The 21,491-nt window shown below is 63.5% G+C and carries 19 protein-coding genes; 10 read left to right on the top strand and 9 right to left on the bottom strand.

Annotated elements, in window-relative coordinates:
* Nucleotide 1: 1 nt before the first annotated feature.
* From RM530_RS16915 to mtnA, 8 genes are all read right to left on the bottom strand, one after another.
* A complete protein-coding gene (locus tag RM530_RS16915) occupies nt 2-469 on the bottom strand; it encodes a hypothetical protein (RefSeq protein ID WP_311366437.1) in 468 nt (155 codons plus the stop codon).
* 526 nt (nt 470-995) lie between these two features.
* Nucleotides 996-4,136 (bottom strand): RHS repeat-associated core domain-containing protein, encoded by a 3,141-nt coding sequence (locus RM530_RS16910; protein WP_311366436.1) that lies wholly within the window; start codon nt 4,134-4,136, stop codon nt 996-998.
* A gap of 448 nt (nt 4,137-4,584) precedes the next feature.
* Nucleotides 4,585-5,298, bottom strand: a complete 714-nt coding sequence (gene ispD / locus RM530_RS16905; protein WP_311366435.1) for a 2-C-methyl-D-erythritol 4-phosphate cytidylyltransferase — start codon at nt 5,296-5,298, stop codon at nt 4,585-4,587.
* An 18-nt stretch (nt 5,299-5,316) separates the two neighbouring features.
* Nucleotides 5,317-5,592: a septum formation initiator family protein gene (locus RM530_RS16900; RefSeq protein ID WP_311366434.1), complete on the bottom strand. Its 276-nt coding sequence runs from the start codon at nt 5,590-5,592 to the stop codon at nt 5,317-5,319.
* A gap of 29 nt (nt 5,593-5,621) precedes the next feature.
* On the bottom strand, nt 5,622-6,929 hold the full coding sequence (gene eno / locus RM530_RS16895; protein ID WP_311366433.1) for a phosphopyruvate hydratase: 1,308 nt from the start codon (nt 6,927-6,929) through the stop codon (nt 5,622-5,624).
* 105 nt (nt 6,930-7,034) lie between these two features.
* A complete protein-coding gene (kdsA, locus tag RM530_RS16890; protein WP_311366432.1) occupies nt 7,035-7,868 on the bottom strand; it encodes a 3-deoxy-8-phosphooctulonate synthase in 834 nt (277 codons plus the stop codon).
* A complete protein-coding gene (gene pyrG / locus RM530_RS16885) occupies nt 7,865-9,529 on the bottom strand; it encodes a CTP synthase (RefSeq protein ID WP_311366431.1) in 1,665 nt (554 codons plus the stop codon). Before pyrG ends, kdsA begins: the two co-directional genes overlap by 4 nt.
* Nucleotides 9,530-9,629: 100 nt before the next feature.
* Complete coding sequence (gene mtnA, locus RM530_RS16880) at nt 9,630-10,667, bottom strand: S-methyl-5-thioribose-1-phosphate isomerase (protein WP_311366430.1); 1,038 nt, start codon at nt 10,665-10,667, stop codon at nt 9,630-9,632.
* 145 nt (nt 10,668-10,812) lie between these two features.
* Between mtnA and RM530_RS16875 the strand changes: the two genes are divergently transcribed.
* The 7 genes from RM530_RS16875 to hflC all read left to right on the top strand — a co-directional run bounded on the left by RM530_RS16875 (nt 10,813) and on the right by hflC (nt 18,263).
* Entirely contained in the window at nt 10,813-12,138 is a 1,326-nt protein-coding gene (locus RM530_RS16875) for a TRZ/ATZ family hydrolase (protein ID WP_311366429.1), read from the top strand.
* Nucleotides 12,135-12,839, top strand: coding sequence for a bifunctional 2-polyprenyl-6-hydroxyphenol methylase/3-demethylubiquinol 3-O-methyltransferase UbiG (gene ubiG / locus RM530_RS16870; RefSeq protein WP_311366428.1), 705 nt, complete (start codon nt 12,135-12,137; stop codon nt 12,837-12,839). Before RM530_RS16875 ends, ubiG begins: the two co-directional genes overlap by 4 nt.
* Complete coding sequence (gene gph / locus RM530_RS16865; RefSeq protein ID WP_311366427.1) at nt 12,836-13,522, top strand: phosphoglycolate phosphatase; 687 nt, start codon at nt 12,836-12,838, stop codon at nt 13,520-13,522. The genes ubiG and gph overlap by 4 nt, the downstream gene beginning before the upstream one ends.
* A 62-nt stretch (nt 13,523-13,584) precedes the next feature.
* Entirely contained in the window at nt 13,585-15,201 is a 1,617-nt protein-coding gene (locus RM530_RS16860; protein WP_311366426.1) for an EAL domain-containing protein, read from the top strand.
* A gap of 83 nt (nt 15,202-15,284) precedes the next feature.
* Nucleotides 15,285-16,004, top strand: a complete 720-nt coding sequence (locus RM530_RS16855; protein ID WP_311366425.1) for an SDR family NAD(P)-dependent oxidoreductase — start codon at nt 15,285-15,287, stop codon at nt 16,002-16,004.
* Nucleotides 16,005-16,236: 232 nt separating this feature from the next.
* Nucleotides 16,237-17,325 (top strand): FtsH protease activity modulator HflK, encoded by a 1,089-nt coding sequence (gene hflK, locus RM530_RS16850; RefSeq protein ID WP_311366424.1) that lies wholly within the window; start codon nt 16,237-16,239, stop codon nt 17,323-17,325.
* Nucleotides 17,322-18,263, top strand: coding sequence for a protease modulator HflC (gene hflC, locus RM530_RS16845; RefSeq protein ID WP_311366423.1), 942 nt, complete (start codon nt 17,322-17,324; stop codon nt 18,261-18,263). Before hflK ends, hflC begins: the two co-directional genes overlap by 4 nt.
* 47 nt (nt 18,264-18,310) lie before the next feature.
* Here hflC and map read toward each other — a convergent pair whose 3' ends face one another.
* The gene (gene map, locus RM530_RS16840) at nt 18,311-19,114 is read right to left on the bottom strand and encodes a type I methionyl aminopeptidase (protein ID WP_311366422.1); all 804 of its coding nucleotides are present in this window, start codon (nt 19,112-19,114) and stop codon (nt 18,311-18,313) included.
* 407 nt (nt 19,115-19,521) lie between these two features.
* Here map and RM530_RS19095 point away from each other — a divergent pair, with 407 nt between their 5' ends.
* Genes RM530_RS19095 through RM530_RS16825 form a run of 3 tightly spaced genes read left to right on the top strand, consistent with a single transcriptional unit; the run spans nt 19,522 to nt 21,415 of the window.
* Complete coding sequence (locus RM530_RS19095) at nt 19,522-19,824, top strand: P-loop NTPase family protein (protein WP_311366421.1); 303 nt, start codon at nt 19,522-19,524, stop codon at nt 19,822-19,824.
* The gene (locus RM530_RS16830) at nt 19,821-20,147 is read left to right on the top strand and encodes an ABC transporter permease (protein WP_311366420.1); all 327 of its coding nucleotides are present in this window, start codon (nt 19,821-19,823) and stop codon (nt 20,145-20,147) included. Before RM530_RS19095 ends, RM530_RS16830 begins: the two co-directional genes overlap by 4 nt.
* 8 nt (nt 20,148-20,155) lie before the next feature.
* Nucleotides 20,156-21,415 carry an Nramp family divalent metal transporter gene (locus RM530_RS16825; protein WP_311366419.1) on the top strand — a complete coding sequence of 420 codons (1,260 nt, stop codon included), beginning with the start codon at nt 20,156-20,158 and terminating at the stop codon, nt 21,413-21,415.
* Nucleotides 21,416-21,491 lie beyond the last annotated feature (76 nt).

Genomic DNA, 21,491 nt, shown 5'->3' with positions numbered 1-21,491 from the left:
ACTACGTTCTTTCAAGCCAAGCAATAATCTTCCTTACGTCGGCCGGCGAAAAACTGGAGAGACGCAAGACCTGTTTCGGTAAGTCAGGGCTGTTGGCGTTCACTGCAATGTTGGCACTTTTGAAACGCGTACCCGAACCGAAATGCGCAAACTCGATATTCTTTACTTCGTGCTTTTCTAGCTTTACCGGACGGCAAAGAAAACTTGGCCGAGGCCAGTAGACAAGCCGATCTCCATCAATAACGACTTTGAATCCAAAGAAAAAAATCTCCAGCGCTGTAACGATGAAAAATCCACAAAGCAATACATTTACCGCGCCAGAGAAATCTCCTTTGTGAAATTCCCTTATAGCAACGGCAAACAAAGGGAGCGGGATAATAAAGTACCCCACCAGTCGGTTGACCCACCACGTTTTTATGGTGATCAGAGGCGGCGTGCTAAGGAAATCCGGCCTATGGCTCTTGCTCACATCGGCCGCTCCTGAGGCTTCAGCTCCTCAATCGTTTTCTGTACTTTCTCGACTGCATTTCCTACTGCCTCGACACCAACATTTGCAGTCTGCTCCATCACGGCCCCAGCAGAGCCCTCCACGCCTGAGGCGACAGCAGCTTTCGCAACCGTAGATCCGGAAACGGAGGAGATCGTTCCATTGGCAAGCTTTGTCTGTGCAGATTTCGCGACGGCGGCGAAAGAGTTTCTGCCAGCAGTGATTCCTGGAACTTTGACCCCGGGTGCAACAGCTCCGATGGTGGCCCCTACCGCTGCGGATGCAGCAACCTGCCCACCCTCGACTGTTCCAGTGTCAATGCTCTGCTGAACAACGCTTCCAACGGCACCGCCAACTGCACCTGAAACGGCGGCCGCAGCAGCACCAGCAGCCGTTGGATTAAATGTAGTAGTCAGTGTTAGGCCGGCAGCCGCGCCTCCCGCTGCTGCGCCAACGTAAGTGCCGAAACTCGATACATCTCCTCGGACCAAATCGTAACCAGCAGTAACTAAAAGACCAACTGCTGCGCCGCCGATTGTTCCTCCGAACTGAAGAACAAACTCACCATTGGATCAGTGTACCGATAAGGATTATTGTTGGCATAGCTGTACCGATTGAAGCCGTAAGGATTCCCCGCATCAAACCCCACCGGATCGGTGCTGAGAAACCGGCCGACCAGTGGATCATAAAACCGCGCCTGCATGTACGTCAGCCCGGTCTCTGCATCGTAGGCATGGCCGGTGTAGCCGATCTTCTCATCGACACCGTTGAGCTTCATTCCATACGGGTCGTAGTGCTCGCGCCATTGTTGATTCGCTCCGCTGTCACTCGCCCGTCTTGGGCTGCCGAGCAGGTCCGGGTGCAGATAGGTAACGCTGTTGCTACCGCCGACCTTGACCAGTTCAACCAGGGTCTGGCCGCCCAGGCTGAGGTATTCGATTTCCGATTCGATCGTCGGCACCGGCGGCGTTTCGAAATAACGGTTTGCGGTGGTGGCGGAGCAACCGGCGGCATTGCAGGCTTTGACGGTCCAGCGGTATGCGGTGGCGTAGTCCAGCTCGGCGAGATAGCTGGTGGTGGCGGTGCTGAGGTTGACGACGAGGGCGCTGGTGCCGCGATTGGTGACCTGGACGGTGTAACTGGCGGCGCCGGTGGCAGCGGACCAGTTCAGGGTCACGTCGGGATTGGCGGTGGTCGGGCCCGGGGCGCTGCTGCTGCCGGGGCTGGGGTTGCCGGGCTCCGGTGGCGGCGCGAGATCGGCGGGCGTGACGAAGTAGCGATACGCGGCGTAGGCGGAGCAGCCGACGGCATTGCAGGCACGTACGCGCCATTTGTAGGACGTGTCGTCGTCCAGCGTGACGCTGTGGCTACTACTGGAAGTACTGGTGCTGAGGACGGTGGCACCGCTGTCTTGGTTGATCACCTTCACGGTATAGCTGGTAGCGCCGCTGGAGTTCGACCAGTCGAGCGTGAGTGTGGTGCCGCCGGTGGAGGGTCCGGGGGCGCTGGTGCTGCCGGGTGTCAGGTTGGCCGGTACGGGCGGTGGCGTGGCGGCGGCCGGGGTCGTGAAGTACCGGTTGGCGGTGTAGATCGAGCATCCGCCGGCATTGCAGGCCTGGACGTGCCAGCGATAGGTGGTGCCACTGCCCAGGCTGAGGCTCGTGCTGGTGCCAGCGGTGCTGGTGTCGATGGCCGTGGCGCCGGTGGCGTTGTTGAAGGCTTGGACGGTGTAGTGGGTGGCGCCGCTGGAGACCGACCAACTGACGGTGACGGTGCTGCTGGCCGTGGTCGGGCCCGGCGCGCTGGTGTTGCCGGGCGTTGGGTTCGCTGGTACGGCCGGTGGCGTGGGTGGTGTGACGAAATACGCGGGATCGCTGAAACCTGAGCAGGCGACCGGGCCGCAGGCGCGGACCCGCCAGCTGTAGTGGGTGTCGTCGTCGAAGCTCGCCTGATAGGCATTGCTGGCCGGCGAGTCGTTGATGACCAGACTGCCCGTGTCCTCGTTGACAATATTGATGCGATAGTCGACCGTGCCGGAGGAGGCATTCCAGCTGAAGTTGACGGTGGTGCTGCTTTGGGTCGGGCCGGGGGACGAGGCACTGCCGGGACTCAGACCGTCGGGAATGCGCGGTGGATCGAGCACGACGGTGAAGAGCTTGCCGGGCGGGGACGGTGAGGTGCGGATGCCGCCCAGGCTGTAGTCGCCGATCGTGCCGCGCAGCAGCGTTTCGGCTTCGGCGCCCAGTGCGTATTGCGGGGTCGCGACGTCCGGCAGGTAGGCGAGGCCCTGGGCCGGCTCAGCATCGACGAGCGTTCCACTACGCGCCAGCGCGAGGGGGTCGGGCTCGATCTTATTGACGTAGACGAGTTCGCCCGCCAGATCATAGAGGTTGTATTCGACGGTACCGTCGGCTTTTTCGATCTTGATGCGCTTGCCGTTGCCGTCATAGCCGTAGCTGGCCTTGCCGGGGATGGTTTCGATGCGATCCGTCGGCGTCCAAGTGTAGCTATGCTGACCGTCCGATTCGACGCGGCCACGGCTGTCGTAGCTATAGCTGCGACTCTGACTACCGCTGATGTTGCTGACGCGGTTCTTGCTGGTGTTGTAGCTGTAATTCAGGGGAATCGATCCGGTACGGCCGCGAATGTTGTTGAGCGGATCGTAGACATAGCCGTGCGTGCCCCAAACGCCACTGGCGCTGGTCAGGCGATGCAAACCGTCGTAACCCATATCGGTGATGGTGACGCTGTCGGCACCGTCGGTGTGGTCGATGATTCCAATAAGGTCGGCGCTATCGTTGTAGTCGTACTCCAGATCTTGGAATACGAGAGCGCCGCTGGTTTGCGTTTGCTGTCGCTTTGGCCATTGGCGCTCATTGAGCGTCTGGCTGAAGCCGAGGCCATTGGCGTAGTTGTACGCCGACAACAGTCCGTTCGGGTGATAATTCACGCCCGTTACGTAGCTGCCCAGCTTGGTTGGGCGGCCCCAGGCGTCCGGTGCGTAGTTGATGGATCGGCCGCTCGGCAACGCCTGGCTGCTGAGCTGCGCCAGACCGTTGTAGACGTGATCGATGCTGAAGGTGTGGCCGTCGATCTGTGCGGTTTCGAATTCCGGCAGGTTACGATTGTTGTATGCGTAGTTCCAGGTGGCGGTGGGGTTGCTGACGAGTTCCAGATTGCCGGCATCGTCGTAGTCGAGCGTGATGTCGTATGCCGAGCCGGGATGGCCGATGAGCGAGGTGCGGCCCCGGCCGTCATAAACGAAATGCGTCGCATCGGAAGGCGGCGAAGAAACACAGCCGCTGCCGCTCTGGCCTTTGGCTTCCCACACTATTTGGCTGGCTGCGTCATAGCCGAACACGATCGATCCGGTTTCCGGTTCGGTCTTTCGACAAAGGCGTTTGTAGCTGTCGTAAGCCCAGCTTTGCGTCGCGCTGACGGTGCTGCCGTTGTAGGTGCCCGACTGTGTCACGGTAGTGATCAGGCCGAAGATGTTTCGATTGATGAGCGTGGTCTGGTCTTCAGGCGCTTCGATCTTGGTTGGAAGGCTTTCGTCTGGTTCCCCGTAAGCTTGATAGGTGATGGTGGTTTCGTTGCCTTCAGCATCTGTGACCCGCTTTTTGCTGCCGGACAGAATCGTAGCGCTCACCAAACTGGTCTACGGAGTCGCCACCAAAGCCTTCATTGACTACTTGCAGCGCCAGCGCGTCGCTACGTTCGGATGGTTCGTCGGCATGCGCAAGCTGAACCAGCGTCGCAGTTGCGAATAGCAAACAGCCGAGCCAACAACCGGCCCACGAAACGATTCGACCCACCATAGATTTTCCCCGAAAAGCGCGTCGGCGATTTGCGAAATTCAAGGCAGGATAGTCCAGCGCCACTTCGTATGAATATCACCCAGGTAGGTGAGCGTTTTGCATGCGCACAACAACCCTCGCACTTGGAACCACTCTTGGGGTGATCCCGTTTGCGGCGAGAGATGGGCTCAGACGAGCGGGTTAGTCAGCAGAACCACAGCGTATAGCCGGCGGTTCCTGCGAACTTGGGACGGTTGTACGGCATGGATCGCGGCATCACCCACGGAACGCCCGGCTACTTCAATCCGAGCCACCCTGCCGGTTCAGCCAGAACTCGGCTAGCGCCAGGTCTTCGGCATGCGTGATCTTGATGTTCGATCCGCTGCCGCGAACCAGATGCGGCCGTGCACCGATGGCTTCCATTGCGCTGGCGTCGTCGGTGACCGCGAGGCCACTGGATGCCGCCACTTCGAGCGCCTGAACCAGCCGCGAAAGCTCGAACAGCTGCGGTGTCTGGGCGCGCCACAACGCGTCGCGGCTGATGGTCTCGTCTACCCTCGATTGCGCTTCACGTTTTAGCGTATCGGTCACCGGCACTGCCAACAGCCCGCCGTCCGCATTGCTGGCCAGATCACGCAGACGATCCAGATCCTGTTGGCGCAAGCAAGGCCGCGCGGCATCATGCACCAAGGCATAGCTGCGGCCATCCGCCTTGCCAGCATTGGCCTCGATCCAGCGCAATCCACACAGCACCGATTCGGCGCGGCTGGCGCCACCATCGACGCTGAACACCCGATCATCGCGACTCACCGGCAGTTTTGCGAACTCGCAATCCGCAGCTGCGAGCACCACCACGATTCCGGCAATCCAGTCACAATCCAGAAACGGTGCGAGACTCCATTCGATCACGCAGCGTCCCGCCAAAGGCAGATACTGCTTGGGACGATCGGCGGCCATGCGCGAACCGTTGCCTGCGGCCACGACCACGGCCCAGTAGCGAGGCGTACTTGCCAAGGTTCGAAACAGCCCGGATCAGCGGGAGACGACGAGGTAGAAGGTCTCGTCGGACTTGATCATGCCCAGGGTACTGCGGGCGCGGGCCTCGACCGCTTCGAGACCCGCATGCAGGTCGCTGACTTCGGCATCCAGCGCGGCATTGCGCGCGCGCATCTGCGCCACCTCCGCCGATTCGGCGGCGATCAGCGACTTGAGACGATGCGTATGCGACAGCCCACCGTCCGCCACCCACAGTCGATACTGCAGGGCAGCGAACAGCGATAGTAAAATAGCTGCCGTCACACGCGTCATTTCAATAGTTTATAACAGATTCCTAAAGTTTATCCGAGTTTAATCGGGAATGCAGCGGCGCCCGGATACCGTGCCTGCGAACCGAGCTGCTTCTCGATGCGCAGCAACTGGTTGTACTTGGCCATGCGGTCGGAGCGACACAGCGAACCGGTCTTGATCTGCGAGGCACTGGTGGCGACGGCGATATCGGCGATCGTGGTGTCCTCGGTTTCGCCGGAGCGGTGCGAGACCACGCTGGAATAACCGGCGCGCGTCGCCATTTCGATGGCTTCCAGCGTTTCGGTCAAGGTACCGATCTGGTTCGGCTTGATCAGGATGCTGTTGGCGACGTTCTTGGCAATGCCTTCGGCCAGGATCCTGGTGTTGGTCACGAACAGGTCATCGCCCACCAGCTGCAGCTTGTCGCCGAGCTTCTCGGTGAGAATCTTCCAGCCCTTCCAATCGCCCTCGGCACAGCCGTCCTCGACCGAGATCACCGGGTACTGGCTGCAGATGCCGGCCAGGTAGTCCACGAACTCGGCCGGCGTGTACTTCTTGCCCTCGCCGTCGAGGTGGTACTTGCCTGCCTTGAAGAACTCGCTGGACGCCACGTCCAGCCCCAGATAGATGTCCTTGCCGGGCTTGTAGCCGGCCTTCTCTATGGCTTCGAGCAGACATTCCAGCGCGGCTGCGTTGGACGGCAGGTCCGGCGCAAAGCCGCCTTCGTCGCCCACGTTGGTGTTGAGCCTGCGCGCCTTGAGCACTGCTTTCAGCGCATGAAAGGTCTCGGACCCCCAGCGCAGCGCCTCTGAAAAGCTGGACGCGCCCACCGGCAGAATCATGAACTCCTGAATGTCGACATTGTTGTCGGCATGCGCGCCGCCGTTGATCACGTTCATCATCGGCACCGGCAGCACCGTGCCCTGCAAGCCCCCGATGTGGCGATACAACGGCAGGAAGTTTTCTTCGGCAGCCGCCTTGGCCACAGCCAGCGAGACCGCGAGAATCGCATTGGCGCCGAGCCGTGATTTGTTGTCGGTGCCATCCAGATCGATCATCGTCTGATCAAGCGCCGCCTGATCCTGGGCTTCCAGACCAATCACCTTGCGCGCGATGTCGGACTCGACATGCTTGACCGCCTTGAGCACGCCCTTGCCAAGATAGCGCGGCTTCACCCGGCTCTTGCCCTTGGGCAAACCGTCGCGCAATTCCACCGCTTCACGCACGCCGGTCGACGCGCCGCTCGGCGCGGCGGCACGACCGATCGCTCCGGATTCGAGGACGACTTCGGCTTCGATCGTGGGATTGCCTCGTGAGTCGATGATTTCAAGAGCACTGACTTTGGCGATTTTCGACATAAGATTGATGGTTCTCTTCTTGGTGAATCGGGCGGGGTTGAATCGGTCATTCGGCTGCGAGGTTAGCCTCTCGCCGCCTTTTACCTTTTAACCGAACGGTCCCGATCAAGCGAATTTCTTCTCAAGCAGCGGCACCGACTTCACGACGCGATCCAGCGCCACCAGGGTCTCAAGCAGCTCCTCGATCCGCGACAACGGCAAGGAATTGGGACCGTCACACAGGGCTTCGTCAGGCTTGGGATGCGTTTCCATGAACAGACCAGATACGCCAGCACCGACCGCGGCACGCGCCAGCACCGGAATGAACTCCCGCTGGCCGCCACTGGAGCCGCCCTGCCCGCCCGGCAACTGCACCGAGTGCGTGCAATCGAAGACCACCGGCGCAAACTTGTTCATGATCGACAGCCCGCGCATGTCCACGACGAGATTGTTGTAGCCGAACGAAAAGCCGCGCTCGCACAAAGCGAAGTTGTGCTCGGCAACCGCCGTCATCTTGTCGATGACCTTGGCCATCTCCCAGGGCGACATGAACTGGCCTTTCTTGACGTTGATCGGTCGCCCGCTTTTCGCCCACTTCTGCATGAAATTGGTCTGCCGGCATAGGAAGGCCGGCGTCTGGATCACGTCGATGACGGCCGCGAGTTCATCAACCGGCGTGTCCTCATGCACATCGGTCAACACCGGTACACCCACCTCCGACTTCACGCGCTCCATGATGCGCAGCCCTTCTTCGATTCCAGGGCCGCGATAGGAGGTATGCGAAGTGCGATTGGCCTTGTCGAACGAACCCTTGAACACGTACAGAATGCCCAGTCGATCGGCGATCGGCTTGATGTGGCTGGCCACTTCCAGCGCCAGATCCTCGGACTCCAGCGTATCCGGCCCCGCGATCAGGAACAGCGGCTGGTCGATACCGATGTCTCGTCCGAGCAGCTTCATATTGCGTTCGCCCGATGCGCCTCGTGATGTTGACGCGCGGCACGGATAAACCCGGAGAACAGCGGGTGGCCGTCACGCGGCGTCGAGGTGAATTCCGGATGGAACTGGCAGCCCAGGAACCAGGGGTGATCGGCAAGCTCGACCATTTCCACGAGCTGGTCTTCGACCGTCTCGCCGGAAATGACCAAACCGGCCTTTTCCAGCGGCTCCCGGTAGGCATTGTTGAACTCGTAGCGGTGGCGATGACGCTCGCCGATGATCTCGGCGTTGTACATCTCGCGCGCCTTGGTGCCGGCCTGAAGACGGGCGCTCTGCTGCCCGAGACGCATCGTGCCGCCCTTGTACGAGGCAAAGTCGCGCAGATGGATCTTGCCGGAGGCGGCGTCATGCCATTCGGTGACCAGTGCGATCACCGGATGCGGTGTATTGGGGTCCATTTCCGTGCTATGCGCACCTTCGAATCCGCACATGTTTCGCGCGTATTCGATGACAGCGACCTGCATGCCAAGACAGATGCCGAGATACGGAATCCTGTTCTCGCGCGCATAACGACAGGCCGCGATCTTGCCCTCGATACCGCGCTCGCCAAAGCCGCCGGGCACCAGCACGGCGTCGGCGCCCTGCAGCACATGCTCGCCACCCTGGCGCTCGATCGCCTCGGCCTCCACGTAGCGAATCCGCACACGCGTGCCGGTATGGCGGCCGGCATGATTGAGCGCTTCGTTGAGTGACTTGTAGGCATCGGTGAGGTCGACGTACTTGCCGACCATCGCAATCTCAACCTCGACATCCTGCTCGTCGCGCGAGGCCACCACGCGGTCCCACTGCGACAGGTCGGCGCGGCGCGCTTCGATGCCGAAATGTTCGACCACCAGATCATCGAGCTGCTGCTGGTGCAGCCAGGACGGGATCTTGTAGATGTCGTCGAGATCGATCGATGAGATCACCGCGTTCGGTGCCACATTGGTGAACAGCGAGATCTTGCGGCGTTCCGATTCCGGCAGCGGCCGGTCGGTACGGCAGATCAGGATATCCGGCTGGATGCCGATCGAGCGCAGTTCCTTGGCCGAATGCTGGGTCGGCTTGGTCTTCATCTCACCTGACGACTTGATGTACGGCACCAGCGTGAGGTGCATGTACATCGCGCGCTTGCGCCCGAGCCGCGTGCCCATCTGGCGGATCGACTCCAGGAACGGCAGCGATTCGATATCGCCGACGGTGCCGCCGATCTCGACCATGCAGATGTCCGCGCCCTGCGCGCCCACTTCGATGCAGTGCTGGATTTCGTCGGTGATGTGCGGGATCACCTGGACCGTCGAGCCCAGATAGTCGCCGCGGCGCTCCTTCTCGATCACATTGCGGTAGACCTGACCCGTCGTGACATTGCTGGCCCGCGTGGTCTTGCCGCGCAGGAAGCGTTCGTAGTGGCCAAGATCGAGATCGGTTTCGGCGCCGTCCTGGGTGACGAACACCTCTCCGTGCTGAAACGGGCTCATGGTGCCCGCATCAACGTTGATATAGGGGTCCAGTTTCAACATATGGACCTTGAGCCCGCGCGATTCGAGAATTGCAGCGAGTGAAGCGGACGCGATGCCTTTACCCAAGGAAGACACCACGCCCCCGGTAACGAACACGTAGCGCGTTTGGGGAGCGTCTGGCATGAGAGCGGGGGTTGCGAGTTTGAGGGATTCTAGGTGATCGTCCCCGCCCCCTCAATCGAATTCGTGCATCGACCGGCAACAAGCACTGCGCGGGACAGCCTCAACTCAGGCCCAATACGCGTTCCACGCCGGATCGGCCGACCGGCCGGATCACGCCTTTTTCACAGACGATGGCCGCAATCAGCGCCGCCGGAGTGACATCGAACACCGGATTGAGCGCTTCGATGCCGATCGCGGCGGTGCGCTGCCCGGCCAGGTGCAGCAGTTCCTCGCCGACCCGCTCCTCGATCGGAATCTGCGCGCCGCTATCGGTATTCAGGTCGAAAGTACCACTGGGCGCGGCGACGTAGAACGGAATCTCGTGACGCGCGGCGCAGCAGGCCAGCATGTAGGTGCCGATCTTGTTGGCGGTGTCGCCGTTGGCGGCGATACGGTCGGCCCCGACAATCACTGCATCGATCATGCCGCGCGCCATCAGCGAAGCGGCGGCGCCATCAGCGATCAGGGTGCTCGGAATCCCTTCCTGGACCAGTTCCCAGGCGGTCAACCGCGCGCCTTGCAGCCAGGGGCGCGTCTCGGTGGCATAGACCCGTTCCACCCGCCCCTCCGCATGTGCGCTGCGCACGATGCCCAAAGCCGTGCCATGTCCTCCGGTGGCGAGCGCCCCGGTATTGCAGTGCGTCAGCACCCGCGCACCTTGTGGCAGCAAGGCCGCGCCGAACTCGCCGATGCGGCGGTTCTGGGTCACGTCCTCGACGAGTATCGCCTGCGCCTCGGCCTCCAGCCGTCCGGCACCGCCGCCGGCATCGAAAACGCCGCGCATTCGGCCCAGCGCCCAATGCAGATTCACCGCCGTCGGCCGTGACTGCAGCAGTACCGTCTCGGCTGCGGCGTAATCGCGCCCGGCCTGCGCGTCGATCACAATGCCGAACGCGGCGGCGATGCCGATCGCCGGTGCGCCGCGCACCGCCATGCTCCGGATCGCCTCGGCCACTGCTGCGGCGCTGTTGCAGTCGAGCCATTCTGTGGCCTGCGGCAGCCGGCGCTGATCGAGCAGCCGCAGGCCGCCGCTGCTCCAGATCATCGGTTGCACGGTCGTGCCGGTCGCCAACGATTGCGATGAGGTATCGCTGGACATGCGCTGAGTACCCAGGCTGATTCGGGCGGCAAGCATTAACCGATCTGGGTGCGCGCGTCGAGTGCTCCGGAAACGCGAACCCCGTGAGCCGCTTGGCGGGCGGGTTAACATAGCGCCAGCCTTTCCATTGTCTGGACTTCCCAACATGCAAGACGTCGATCTACTGATCGTTCCGCGTTGGATCGTTCCCGTGGAGCCGCATCTGACGGTCCACGAGGATCATGCGCTGGTGGTCGACGGTGGCCGTATCGTCGACTTGCTGCCGGCCGATTTCGCGCGCCAGGCCTATCGCGCACGCGAAACCCTGGAGCTACCGAATCAGGTTGTTCTGCCGGGTCTGGTCAACACCCATACCCATGCGGCGATGACGCTGCTGCGCGGACTCGCCGACGACCTGCCGCTGATGAACTGGTTGCAGGATCACATCTGGCCGGCCGAGGGCCGTCACGCTTCCGCCGCGTTCTGCCGCGCCGGTGTGGCGCTCGCGGCCGCGGAGATGCTCAAGGGCGGCATCACCTGTTTCGCGGATCAGTACTTCTTTCCTGAAAGCACGGTGGAGGTGTTGCGCGAGGCCTCGATGCGCGCGCTGGTCGGCGTGCCGGTGCTGGAATTCCCCACGCCCTGGGCGCAGAACGCACAGGGCTACATCAGCCGCGCCGTGGACGTGATCGAGGCCAATCGCACGCATCCGCTGCTGGGCTTCGCGTTCGCGCCGCACGCGCCCTACACCGTGGGCGATCCCGCGCTGGAACGCATCGCCATGCTGTCGCACGAAATGGACGTGCCGATTCACATGCATGTCCATGAGACCGCCTTCGAGGTCGAGGACGCGGTGGCGCAGCACGGTGAACGGCCGTTCGCGCGCCTCAAGCGCCTGGGCCTGTTGTCACGCGAGTTCATGGCCGTGCACATGACCCAGCTCAACGATCAGGAGATCGAAGACTGCGCGACCTTCGGCGTGTCGATCGCGCACTGCCCCGAATCCAATCTCAAGCTCGCCAGCGGCTTCTGCCCGGTGAGCAAGCTGCTGGACGCTGGCGTCAATGTCTCGATCGGCACCGACGGCGCCGCCAGCAACAACGATCTGGACCTGATCGGCGAAATGCGCACCGCAGCGCTGCTGGCCAAGGGTGTCTCCGGCAACGCCGCCGCCTTTCCGGCGGCGCAGGCCCTGCGCGCGGCCACGCTGGGCGGTGCCCGCGCCCTGGGTCTGGAAGAACGGATCGGCAGCCTGGAACGGGGCAAGGCGGCCGATTTCATCGCCATCGACATGGACCAGATCGACAGTGTGCCGATGTACGATCTGATCTCCCAGACCGTCTACGCCACCGGCCGCGACCGCGTCACCCACAGCTATGTCGCCGGCCGTGCCTTGATGCGCGGACGCGAGCTGCAGACGCTGGATGAATCCGCCATCAAGGCCGAGGCACGCCAATGGCAGCAACGCATCATCAAAGGACTCCAGGCATGAACGTGAACGTGGACCCGCGCGAGATTTCGCATTTCTCTGCGCTCGCCGCGCGCTGGTGGGACCCGCAGGGCGAGATGGCGACGCTGCATCACATCAATCCGTTGCGGCTGCGCTACATCGATCAGTGCCTGGACGGCTGCCAGGGCAAGCGCATCGCGGATGTCGGCTGCGGCGGCGGACTGGTCGCCGAAGGTCTGGCCGCGCTTGGCGCCGAGGTCACCGGGATCGATCTGGCCGGCGATGCCCTGGACGTGGCGCGCGAACACGCGGCCGCCGCCGGCATCGCCGTGGACTATCAGCAGATCAGCGTCGAGGCGCTGGCCGATCAGCAGGCCGGACAGTACGACGCCGTCACCTGCCTGGAAATGCTCGAACACGTGCCGGACCCGGAATCGGTGATCGCCGCCTGTGCGCGGCTGCTCAAGCCCGGCGGCGAACTGATCCTGTCGACCATCAACCGTAACGCCAAGGCCTTCGCGCTGGCGATCGTCGGCGCCGAATGGGTGCTCAATCTGGTACCGCGTGGCACCCACGACTACGCCAAGCTGATCAAGCCCTCGGAACTGGCGCGCGGCGCGCGCGGCGCCGGCCTGGAGGTGATTGCGCTGCGCGGACTGCGCTACAACCCGCTGCTCAAGGCCGCGAGTCTGTCGGACGACGTGGACGTGAACTATTTCATGCACGTACGCAAACCGGCATGAGCGGACCGTCCGCACTGCTATTCGATCTGGACGGCACCCTCGTCGATACCGCGCCCGATCTTGGCGGCGCCGCCAATCGCATCCGCCGGGACGAAGGGCTGGCGCCGCTGCCGTTGGACGAGCTGCGCCCCTATGCGTCCCAGGGGGCACGCGGCCTGCTGCGCAAGGCGCTGGGCCTGCAGACCGACGATGCGCGCTACGCGGAACTGCGGCAACGGTTTCTGGACTACTACCGCGAGGACATCAGCCTGCAATCACAACTGTTCGCAGGCTTCGAACCGCTGCTGTCGGCCTTCGAGACCCACGGCCGCTGCTGGGGCGTGGTCACCAACAAGCCGACTGACCTGGCCGAACCGCTGATGCGGGCCTTGGGTCTCGCGGACCGTGCAGCCTGCCTGGTCGGCGGAGACAGCGCCGCGAAACCCAAGCCGGCGCCGGACCCGTTGCTGATGGCTTGCCGCCAGATCGGGCGCGAGCCGGCAGATTGCCTCTATGTCGGCGACGACCGTCGCGATATCGAGGCCGCGCAATCCTGCAAAATGCCTGTAATTGCCGCTTTGTGGGGCTATCATGAGGCGGAGGAAGATCCGTACAGCTGGGGAGCCGACGGAACGGCAGCGTCGCCCGCGCAATTGATGGCGTGGCTTGAGGAAAATCCTGACACGTTTGCCGCGCCTGTCTGAAGCGTTCCAGCGGGCCGAATGCTGATCGCCCGTCGCACCGACGGGCATCGAGGAGCATCACCATGAACAAGGCCCAGCCGCCCCTAGCGCCGAGGAATCTGGACAGCATCGCCAGACTGCTGCGCTCGCGCACCAATCGCTATGCCTGGATCGGGCTGGGCATCGCCCTGGCGGCGCTGCTGCTGGGCACGCTGTTGTCCACCCTGTTCCAGTCGGGCGGGATCTCACTGGCGGCGATGAGTGAGGCGCAGACCAGCAATCCCGCGCTGTGGCTGCTCGACGGCATGCCGTTCCTGTTCCTGCTGTGGGGCCAGTACGTCGGCACGCTGCTGTCGTATCAGGCTGGCGCGATGGTGCTCGACGAAACCCGCGATCTGCGTGAACGTGCCCATGCCCTGGAATTCCAGCTGACACGTCAGCAGGTCGCCGGCCCCCAGCTCGGTCTACCGAACCGTCAGTCGCTGATCGCCGCGCTGCGCGAAGTCGGCGGCCACGACAGCAATGGCGCGCTGCTGGTCTTCGACTGCCCGCAGTACATGGACTTGCGCTACACCGGCGGCGAAGCCACCGCCGAAGAGTTGCTGCGCCACATGATCTCGCGGGTGCAGTCGGTGATGCGCGAATCCGATCTGCTCACACAGTACGACAGCAGCGACTTCGCCGTGCTGATGCGCAAGACCGGTGACGGCGAAGACCCGATGCGCCTCGCCGGCCGCATCCAGCTGGCGCTGGACACGCCGGTGTCGCTGCCGGTCGGTGCCGTATCGATCCGCACCCATATCGGCATCGCCATCGTGTCCGGACATGGCGCCGAGGCCACGGCCCTGTTGCGTCGTGCCGAAACCGCCAAATTCGCCGCCGCCACGCTCGGTCGCGACACATTGGTCTACGCCCCACGCTTCGAATCCGAATACGCCGAACGACCGCGTCTGGCCGCGGAACTGCATGGCGCACTCGCACACGAAGGACTGACCGATGAATATCGCCTGCAACGCCCGCTCTCACCCAAACTGCCGACACGCCTGCGCCTTGCGCCGGTGTGGCCGCATCCGCGTCGCCAACGACTCGAGGAAACCGAATTCCTCGACCTTCCCGACCGTCTCAGCCTGATCTACGGGCTCACGCTCTGGCAGCTGTCGCAGGCCCTGTCACGCAGTATCGCCTGGGCACGCCCCGAAGGGCGTCCACAGGTCGCGGTACGCCTTGGCGACAACGCCCTGGCCCTGAACGATCTGGCGCCGTCGGTATTGCGCCTGCTGGCCGCGCACGACGTCAGCGCCCAGTCACTGGCGCTGGAGTTGAGTGAGGTTTCCTTGATTCGCCACCACGAACACGCGCACCGGCAACTGCAGGTGCTGCGAAACGAAGGCATCGAAATCTGCCTCGTCGGCTTCGGCGCCACCGGCACCTCGGCCAGCACACCGCTGTACTACGCAATCAGTCAGGTAGCGCTGTGCCCGCGGCTGCTCCATGCGGCGGTCACGCAACCCGCGGCACGCACGGTACTGTCGGCACACGTGGATCTGGCGCGCAAGCTCGGCCTCGCGAGCGTCGCCAGCGGGCTCGAAAACGAGGCGCAGCTGGAACTGGTGCGCGAACTCGGCTGCGACTGGGCCGATGGCGACTACATCGCAGAGGCCTCGCCGGCAATCGAGGTCGCACGCCTGCTCGCCGCCTGAGTTCACCGCCCGAGCAGGTCCGGATACTTCCTGATACCTTTGCGCCCCCGCGCTCTCGGGGCGCCCTTCATCATGTGCATGCGATGAACACAGCTTCCGCCCCCGAAGACGGCAGCGCCGTCTTCTCCAGGCAGACATTCATGATCACCGGTGCCGGCAGCGGCCTGGGTCGGGCCCTGTCGCGCCGGCTCGCCGAACTGGGCGCCAGCGTCATCCTGCTGGGACGGCAGTCCGCCACGCTGGAGACGCTGTACGACGAGATCGTGGCCGCCGGCCATGCCCAGCCCGCAATCGTTGCGCTGGATCTGGCCAAGGCCGGCGCCAAGGAATTCGATCAGCTACGCGCGCAGATCGAATCCGAATTCAACGGAAAACTGCACGGTATCGTCCACTGTGCCGCCCACTTCAAGAACTTCCAGCTCCTGTCCGAATTGCAGCCCTTCGACTGGATCGAGCCGCTGCAGGTGAACCTTATCGCGCCCTGGGGGCTGAGCCGTGCCTGCTTCGGCCTGCTGGAGGCGACGGAAAATTCGATGGTGATGTTCGTCACCTGCGCGGCGGGGCACGAGGCCAAGGCCTTCCAGGGCACCTACGGCGTCACCAAGTCCGCGCTGGAGGGCATGGCACGCACCTGGTCGGTCGAGCAGCGCAAGGTCCGAATCGAGCTGTTCGATCCGGGCCCGATGCGCACTGCTCTGCGCCGACTCGGGTATCCCGGCGAACTGGATGCCGAAACGCCGCCGCCGGAGGAGCGGCTTGCGGCGCTGATCGCACGCTTGCGTGGCACCGCCACCGCCGATTGAGATCAGGCTTGAGCTGCGGCGCTGCTGCGGGACCGAATTGCGTTCTGGGCGCGGTCTGTTTCGTCTTTCGCGGCGAGCTGCCGGCACGTCCCGGCCCTTGACCGGCGAAGCCGCGGGCTTGAGGCTCCATCCCACAAGGTATACCGTGCGCCGCTGCTTTGAGCCGCGTCGGCTCGTGGTCCAAGCCTGATGGCTTGCCGTCCACACACTATTGAAACCGGGGGAATCCGCCATGGCGGGACGTCGAAAGAATTGGCTGGAAAGCGTGCTGACCGGCAAGGGCTGGCAGGAACAGGGCCCATCCGGTGGGAACTCGGCTGGAGGCCCGGATGGTGGCTCTCCATTCGAGATGATGAAGCCGGCGGTACTCGGCTTCATCCTGCTGATTATCGCCTGGGGCGGATTCAGCTCGTTCTATACCGTACAGCCCGAAGAACGCGCCGTGGTCAAGCGCTTCGGCCAGGTCATCGGCATCACCGATCCCGGCCTCAACTTCAAGATTCCGTTCGGCATCGATCAGGTGCAGCGCGTCGCCACCGAGCGCGTGCTCAAGCAGGAGTTCGGATTTCGCACCGATCAGCGCCAGCGCGCCAGCGACGGCCGCACGCGCTACACCGGCCAGGGCCAGCCCGATGAATCGCTGATGCTCACCGGCGATCTCAACGTGATCGACGTGGAGTGGGTCGTGCAGTACCGCATCGCCGATCCGATCAAGTATCTCTACGCGATGCGCGAACCGGAACGCACGCTCCACGACATCTCGGAGTCCGTGATGCGACGCGTGGTCGGCAACCGCATCGGCAGCGACGTGCTCACCGTGGGCCGCGTGGAAATCTCGGCGGCGGCGCGCGAGGAAATCCAGAGCGCGATGATGCGCTACGACAACGGCATTCACGTGATCACCGTGGAGCTTCAGGACGTGGTGCCGCCGCAGCGCGTGCAACCGGCGTTCAACGAAGTCAACGAAGCACGCCAGGAGCGCGAACGCACCATCAACGAAGCCACCAAGCGTCAGAACCAGTCAATCCCGCGCGCCGAAGGCGAAGCCCTGCGCATCGTCTCGCAAGCCGAGGGCTACGCCAGTGAGCGCGTCAACCGCGCCCTGGGCGAGACCTCGCGCTTCGACGCGGTGCTCGCCGAATACCGCCGCGCGCCGGAAGTCACCCGCTCGCGCCTGTACCTGGAAACCCTGAAGGACGCCTTGCCGCGCGCCGGCGCGGTCTACGTCATGCGCGACGGTCAGACAGCGCCCTTGCCGCTGCTCAACCTAGGAAACCAGAACGCTCCGAAAGCCGCCGACAAGAAGGAGAATGGCCAATGAACAAGCTCCTGATTGCGGCAGTCGCACTTCTGGTGATCGTATTCGTCGGTATCAATGCCGCCACGGTCATCGATCAGTCCGAGCAGGGCATCGTGGTGCAGTTCGGCGAACCGGTTGGTGAAGTGATTACCGAACCCGGCCTTCACTGGAAGACGCCGTTCATCCAGGAAGTGCGGCGCTTCGACAAGCGCCTGCTGGCCTGGGACGGCGACGTCAGCCAGATTCCCACGCTGGGTCGCGAGTTCGTGGTGGTCGACACCACCGCCCGCTGGCGCATCACCGACGCGCTGCAGTTTCTGCGTTCGGTGCGTGATGAAACCGGCGCGCGCACGCGTCTCGATGACATCATCGATTCGGTGGTGCGCGACATCGTCTCCGGAACCGACCTCGAGGAAATCGTGCGATCCGCCGACTGGCAGGTGGATATCGACGCGCTGCCCGAAGAAGAAGTCTCGATCGACCAGGCCGACCTCAAGAAGCCGAAGAAGGGTCGTGCCAAGCTCGAAGCGGAAATGCTGGCCGCCGCCTCGCAGCAGATGCCCGATCTCGGCATCGAACTGGTGGACGTGCGCATCAAGCGCATCAACTACATCGACTCGGTACGCACCCAGGTGGAGAACCGCATGATTGCGGAGCGCCAGAGCATCGCCGAACGCTTCCGCTCCGAAGGCCAGGGTCGCAGTCAGGAGATTCTGGGCGAGATGGACCGCAAGCTGCGCCGGATCCGGTCCGAAGCCGACCGCAAGGCGCAGGAAATCATCGGCAAGGCCGACGCCGAAGCCACGCGCATCTACGGCGAATCGTACGGCGAGGATCCGGAGTTCTATGCCTTCTTCGAGACGCTGGCGAGCTACAAGGCGATCGACGAGAACACCACCCTGCTGCTCGACGCCGATTCGGATTTCTACCGCTATCTGCAATCCACGCGCGGACGCTGAATCGACTGAAGCTGTTCGCCCGGCGCAGGGTGCCGGGTGGGCAGGCTTCAGACTTCGCCGTTGCGCAGCGTCATCACCTCGTAGCCGCTCTCGGTCACCGCGATGGTGTGCTCCCATTGCGCCGACAGCGAATGGTCCTTGGTGACCACCGTCCACTGATCCGGCAGTTCGCGCACGGCGGCGCGGCCGGCGTTGATCATCGGCTCGATCGTGAAACACATGCCCGGCACCAATTCCAGACCGGTTCCCGGCTTTCCGTAGTGCACCACCTGCGGCTCTTCGTGAAACACGCGCCCGATGCCGTGGCCGCAGTACTCGCGCACCACTGACAGGCCCAGGCCCTCGACATAGGTCTGGATCGCCGCGCCGATGTCACCGAGCCTGGCGCCCGGCCGCACCTGCTCGATCCCCAGCACCATCGCCCGATGCGTGGCTTCGACCAGACGCTTGGCCAGCACGCTGGGCTTGCCGATCAAGAACATCCGGCTGGTGTCACCATGAAAGCCGTCCTTGATGACGGTGACGTCGATATTGAGGATGTCACCCGACTTGAGGCGCTTGCTACCGGGTATGCCGTGACAGACCACATGGTTCACCGACGTGCAGATCGCGCCGGGATACGGCGGCCGCGAACCGCCGGCGGTATAGCCGATGGTGGCCGATTTGCAGCCCAGCGGCCCCTGAATGTAGTCACGTGCGATCTCATCGAGTTCGCCGGTGCTGATGCCGGGACGGACGTGCTCGACCAGCATCATCAAGACCGATGCCGCAGCCTGCCCGGCCGCTCGCATGCCGACAATGTCATCGGCACTCTTGATCGTGATTGCGTCTTCGGCCAGCAAGGCACTCATGGTCCATTCCGTAAGGCTGATGAGCACCCCATGATGCTACCGCCGCATGCGAATGACCAAGCCGGGCGATACGCCGCCGACTCCGTTCCGATGGAAGCCTCTCACTTTTTGTGTCGTGGCGCCGAAACCCAAGTGGCCATTTGAGCGAATTTGCGCTCGCCTGCGCCCGGACTTGTCGATTGCCGGCCCCGCCAGACGACTATGCAGTGAATCCACGATCTTGGAGGTGCTGCATGTGCCCGTGCCGTCTGAGCACGAGCGCCATCGCCAGCGGCGGGCGCGAGGAAGCCCGGCTCGCGTTGCTGAACAATTGACGCCTGCTTTGATCAACCGAGCCTGATACATTCCCGGCCTTCGTATACGGTGCTTCGATCCCCTCGAACGGACCGAACCGACAAGACCCGACCGTGCCAACCGACGCCGCCATCGAAACGCAGGGCCTGCTCAAGCATTTCGGATCCACGCGTGCCGTGGACGGCATCGCCCTGCAAGTGCAGCGCGGCAGCAGCTACGGCGTACTCGGCGCCAACGGCGCAGGCAGGACCACCGCCGTACGCATGCAGGCGACGCCATTGCTGATCCGTCTCGCGGCGGCCAATATCGAAGCCTCCGGGTTCTCGCTCGGCCAACCGAGCCTGGACGAAGTGTTCTTCGCGCTGACCGGCCAGCCGGCGACCGCCGAAGACAACGACGTGAGTGAACCGGCATGAGCGCCGACGGCCACCGGATCGGTTCCGCCGAAGACGACGCACTGCGCGCCGTGCTCGATACACCGGCGCACATCCGACCCCGCGGTGCGCTGGCCAACACCCTGAGCTTCGCCTCCAACATCTACGTCGATCCCGCGACGATGCCGGCATGGCTGCAGGGCTTCGTCAGGATCAATCCGGTGGCGCTGCTGGTCACGGCCATACGCGGGCTGATGAATGGCAAGGTAACGCTCGCCCAACTCGGCTGGGCGGTGTTCGCTCCGGCCGTGATCGCCACGGTCTGTGCACCGCTGACGATGTGGCTGTACCGACGCAAGCGATAGGCCCGCCCATGGATAAATCACAAACTTCAGCCGATGGACCTGCGCCGCGCTGGCGTCTCGTCGGCCCGGGCCTGGTCGCGGCGGCCACCGGCGTCGGGGCCGGCGATCTCGTCGCCGCACTGGTGGCCGGCTCGCGCTTCGGCTATGCACTGCTATGGGCGGCGGTGGTCGGCTGCCTGCTCAAGATCGTTCTGGTGGAAGGTGCCGGGCGCTGGACGCTGGCGACCGGTCAGACCCTGTTCCAGGGCTGGCACGGCCTCGGGCGCTGGACCAGCGCTTATTTCGCGCCGTACATCCTGATCTGGGGTTTCGTCTATGGCGCGGCCGCGATGACTTCGTCCGGATTGCCGCTGGCCGCGCTGTTTCCGGCCATCGGCCTCAAGACCTGGGCGATCGGCAATGGCCTGCTCGGCGGCCTGCTGGTGTGGTTCGGGCGCTATGCCTTGTTCGAAAAGGTGGTGGCGGTGCTGGTCGGGGTCATGTTCGTCACGGTCGTCGGCGCCGCCGCCGTGACGCTGCCCAATCTCGGACAGATCGCCGCCGGGCTGGTGCCGTCGGTACCGCGGGAGGGCGGCCTGTTCTACGCCCTCGGCTTGGCCGGCGGCGTCGGCGGCACCATCACCCTCGCCGCCTACGGCTACTGGATTCGCGAGAAACACTGGCAAGGTCCGGCCTGGATTCGCGTGATGCGCCTCGACAATACCGTGGCCTATCTGATGACGGGCCTGTTTGTCGCCGCAATGCTGGTGGTCGGAGCCGAACTGCTGTATTCGGCGAACATCGCCCTCGCCGGCGGTGCGCGCGGTCTGGTCGATCTTGCCGATGTGCTCGGACAGCGCTACGGCCGCCTCATGGCCGTGGTTTTCCTGCTCGGCTTCTGGGCTTCCTCGTTTTCGTCGCTGATCGGCGTATGGAACGGGGTTTCGCTGATGTTCGCCGACTTCGCCGGCCGGCTCAGACGCCTGCCGGACAATCATCCGGATACGCGTGCAGGCGGTCGCTACTATCGCGGCTACATTCTGTGGCTGAGCTTTCCGCCGATGAGCCTGCTGTTTCTGGACCGGCCCTTCGTGCTGATCATCGGCTACGGTGTGCTCGGCGCGCTGTTCATGCCGTTTCTGGCGATCACCCTGTTGTGGCTGCTCAACAGCAAACGCATCGCCGCGCCCTGGCGAAATGGGCTCAAGGGCAATCTCGGAATGGGCGTCTGCGCCCTGATCTTCTTGGTGCTGTGCCTGGATCAGGTCTGGAAACTTCTGAGCACTTGAGTGGGGTTCATACGCTCGCATCGCCGCCGAGTGCGGCCCTGTTGCGCCCTCTGGAAATAGTCGTCCTCCCATGAGC

Origin of the sequence: Banduia mediterranea (assembly GCF_031846245.1) — a bacterium.
In the GTDB taxonomy this organism is placed as follows: domain Bacteria; phylum Pseudomonadota; class Gammaproteobacteria; order Nevskiales; family Nevskiaceae; genus Banduia; species Banduia mediterranea.
Note: the sequence above shows the minus strand (reverse complement) of the source record. Positions and strands in the feature narration are given on the sequence as shown.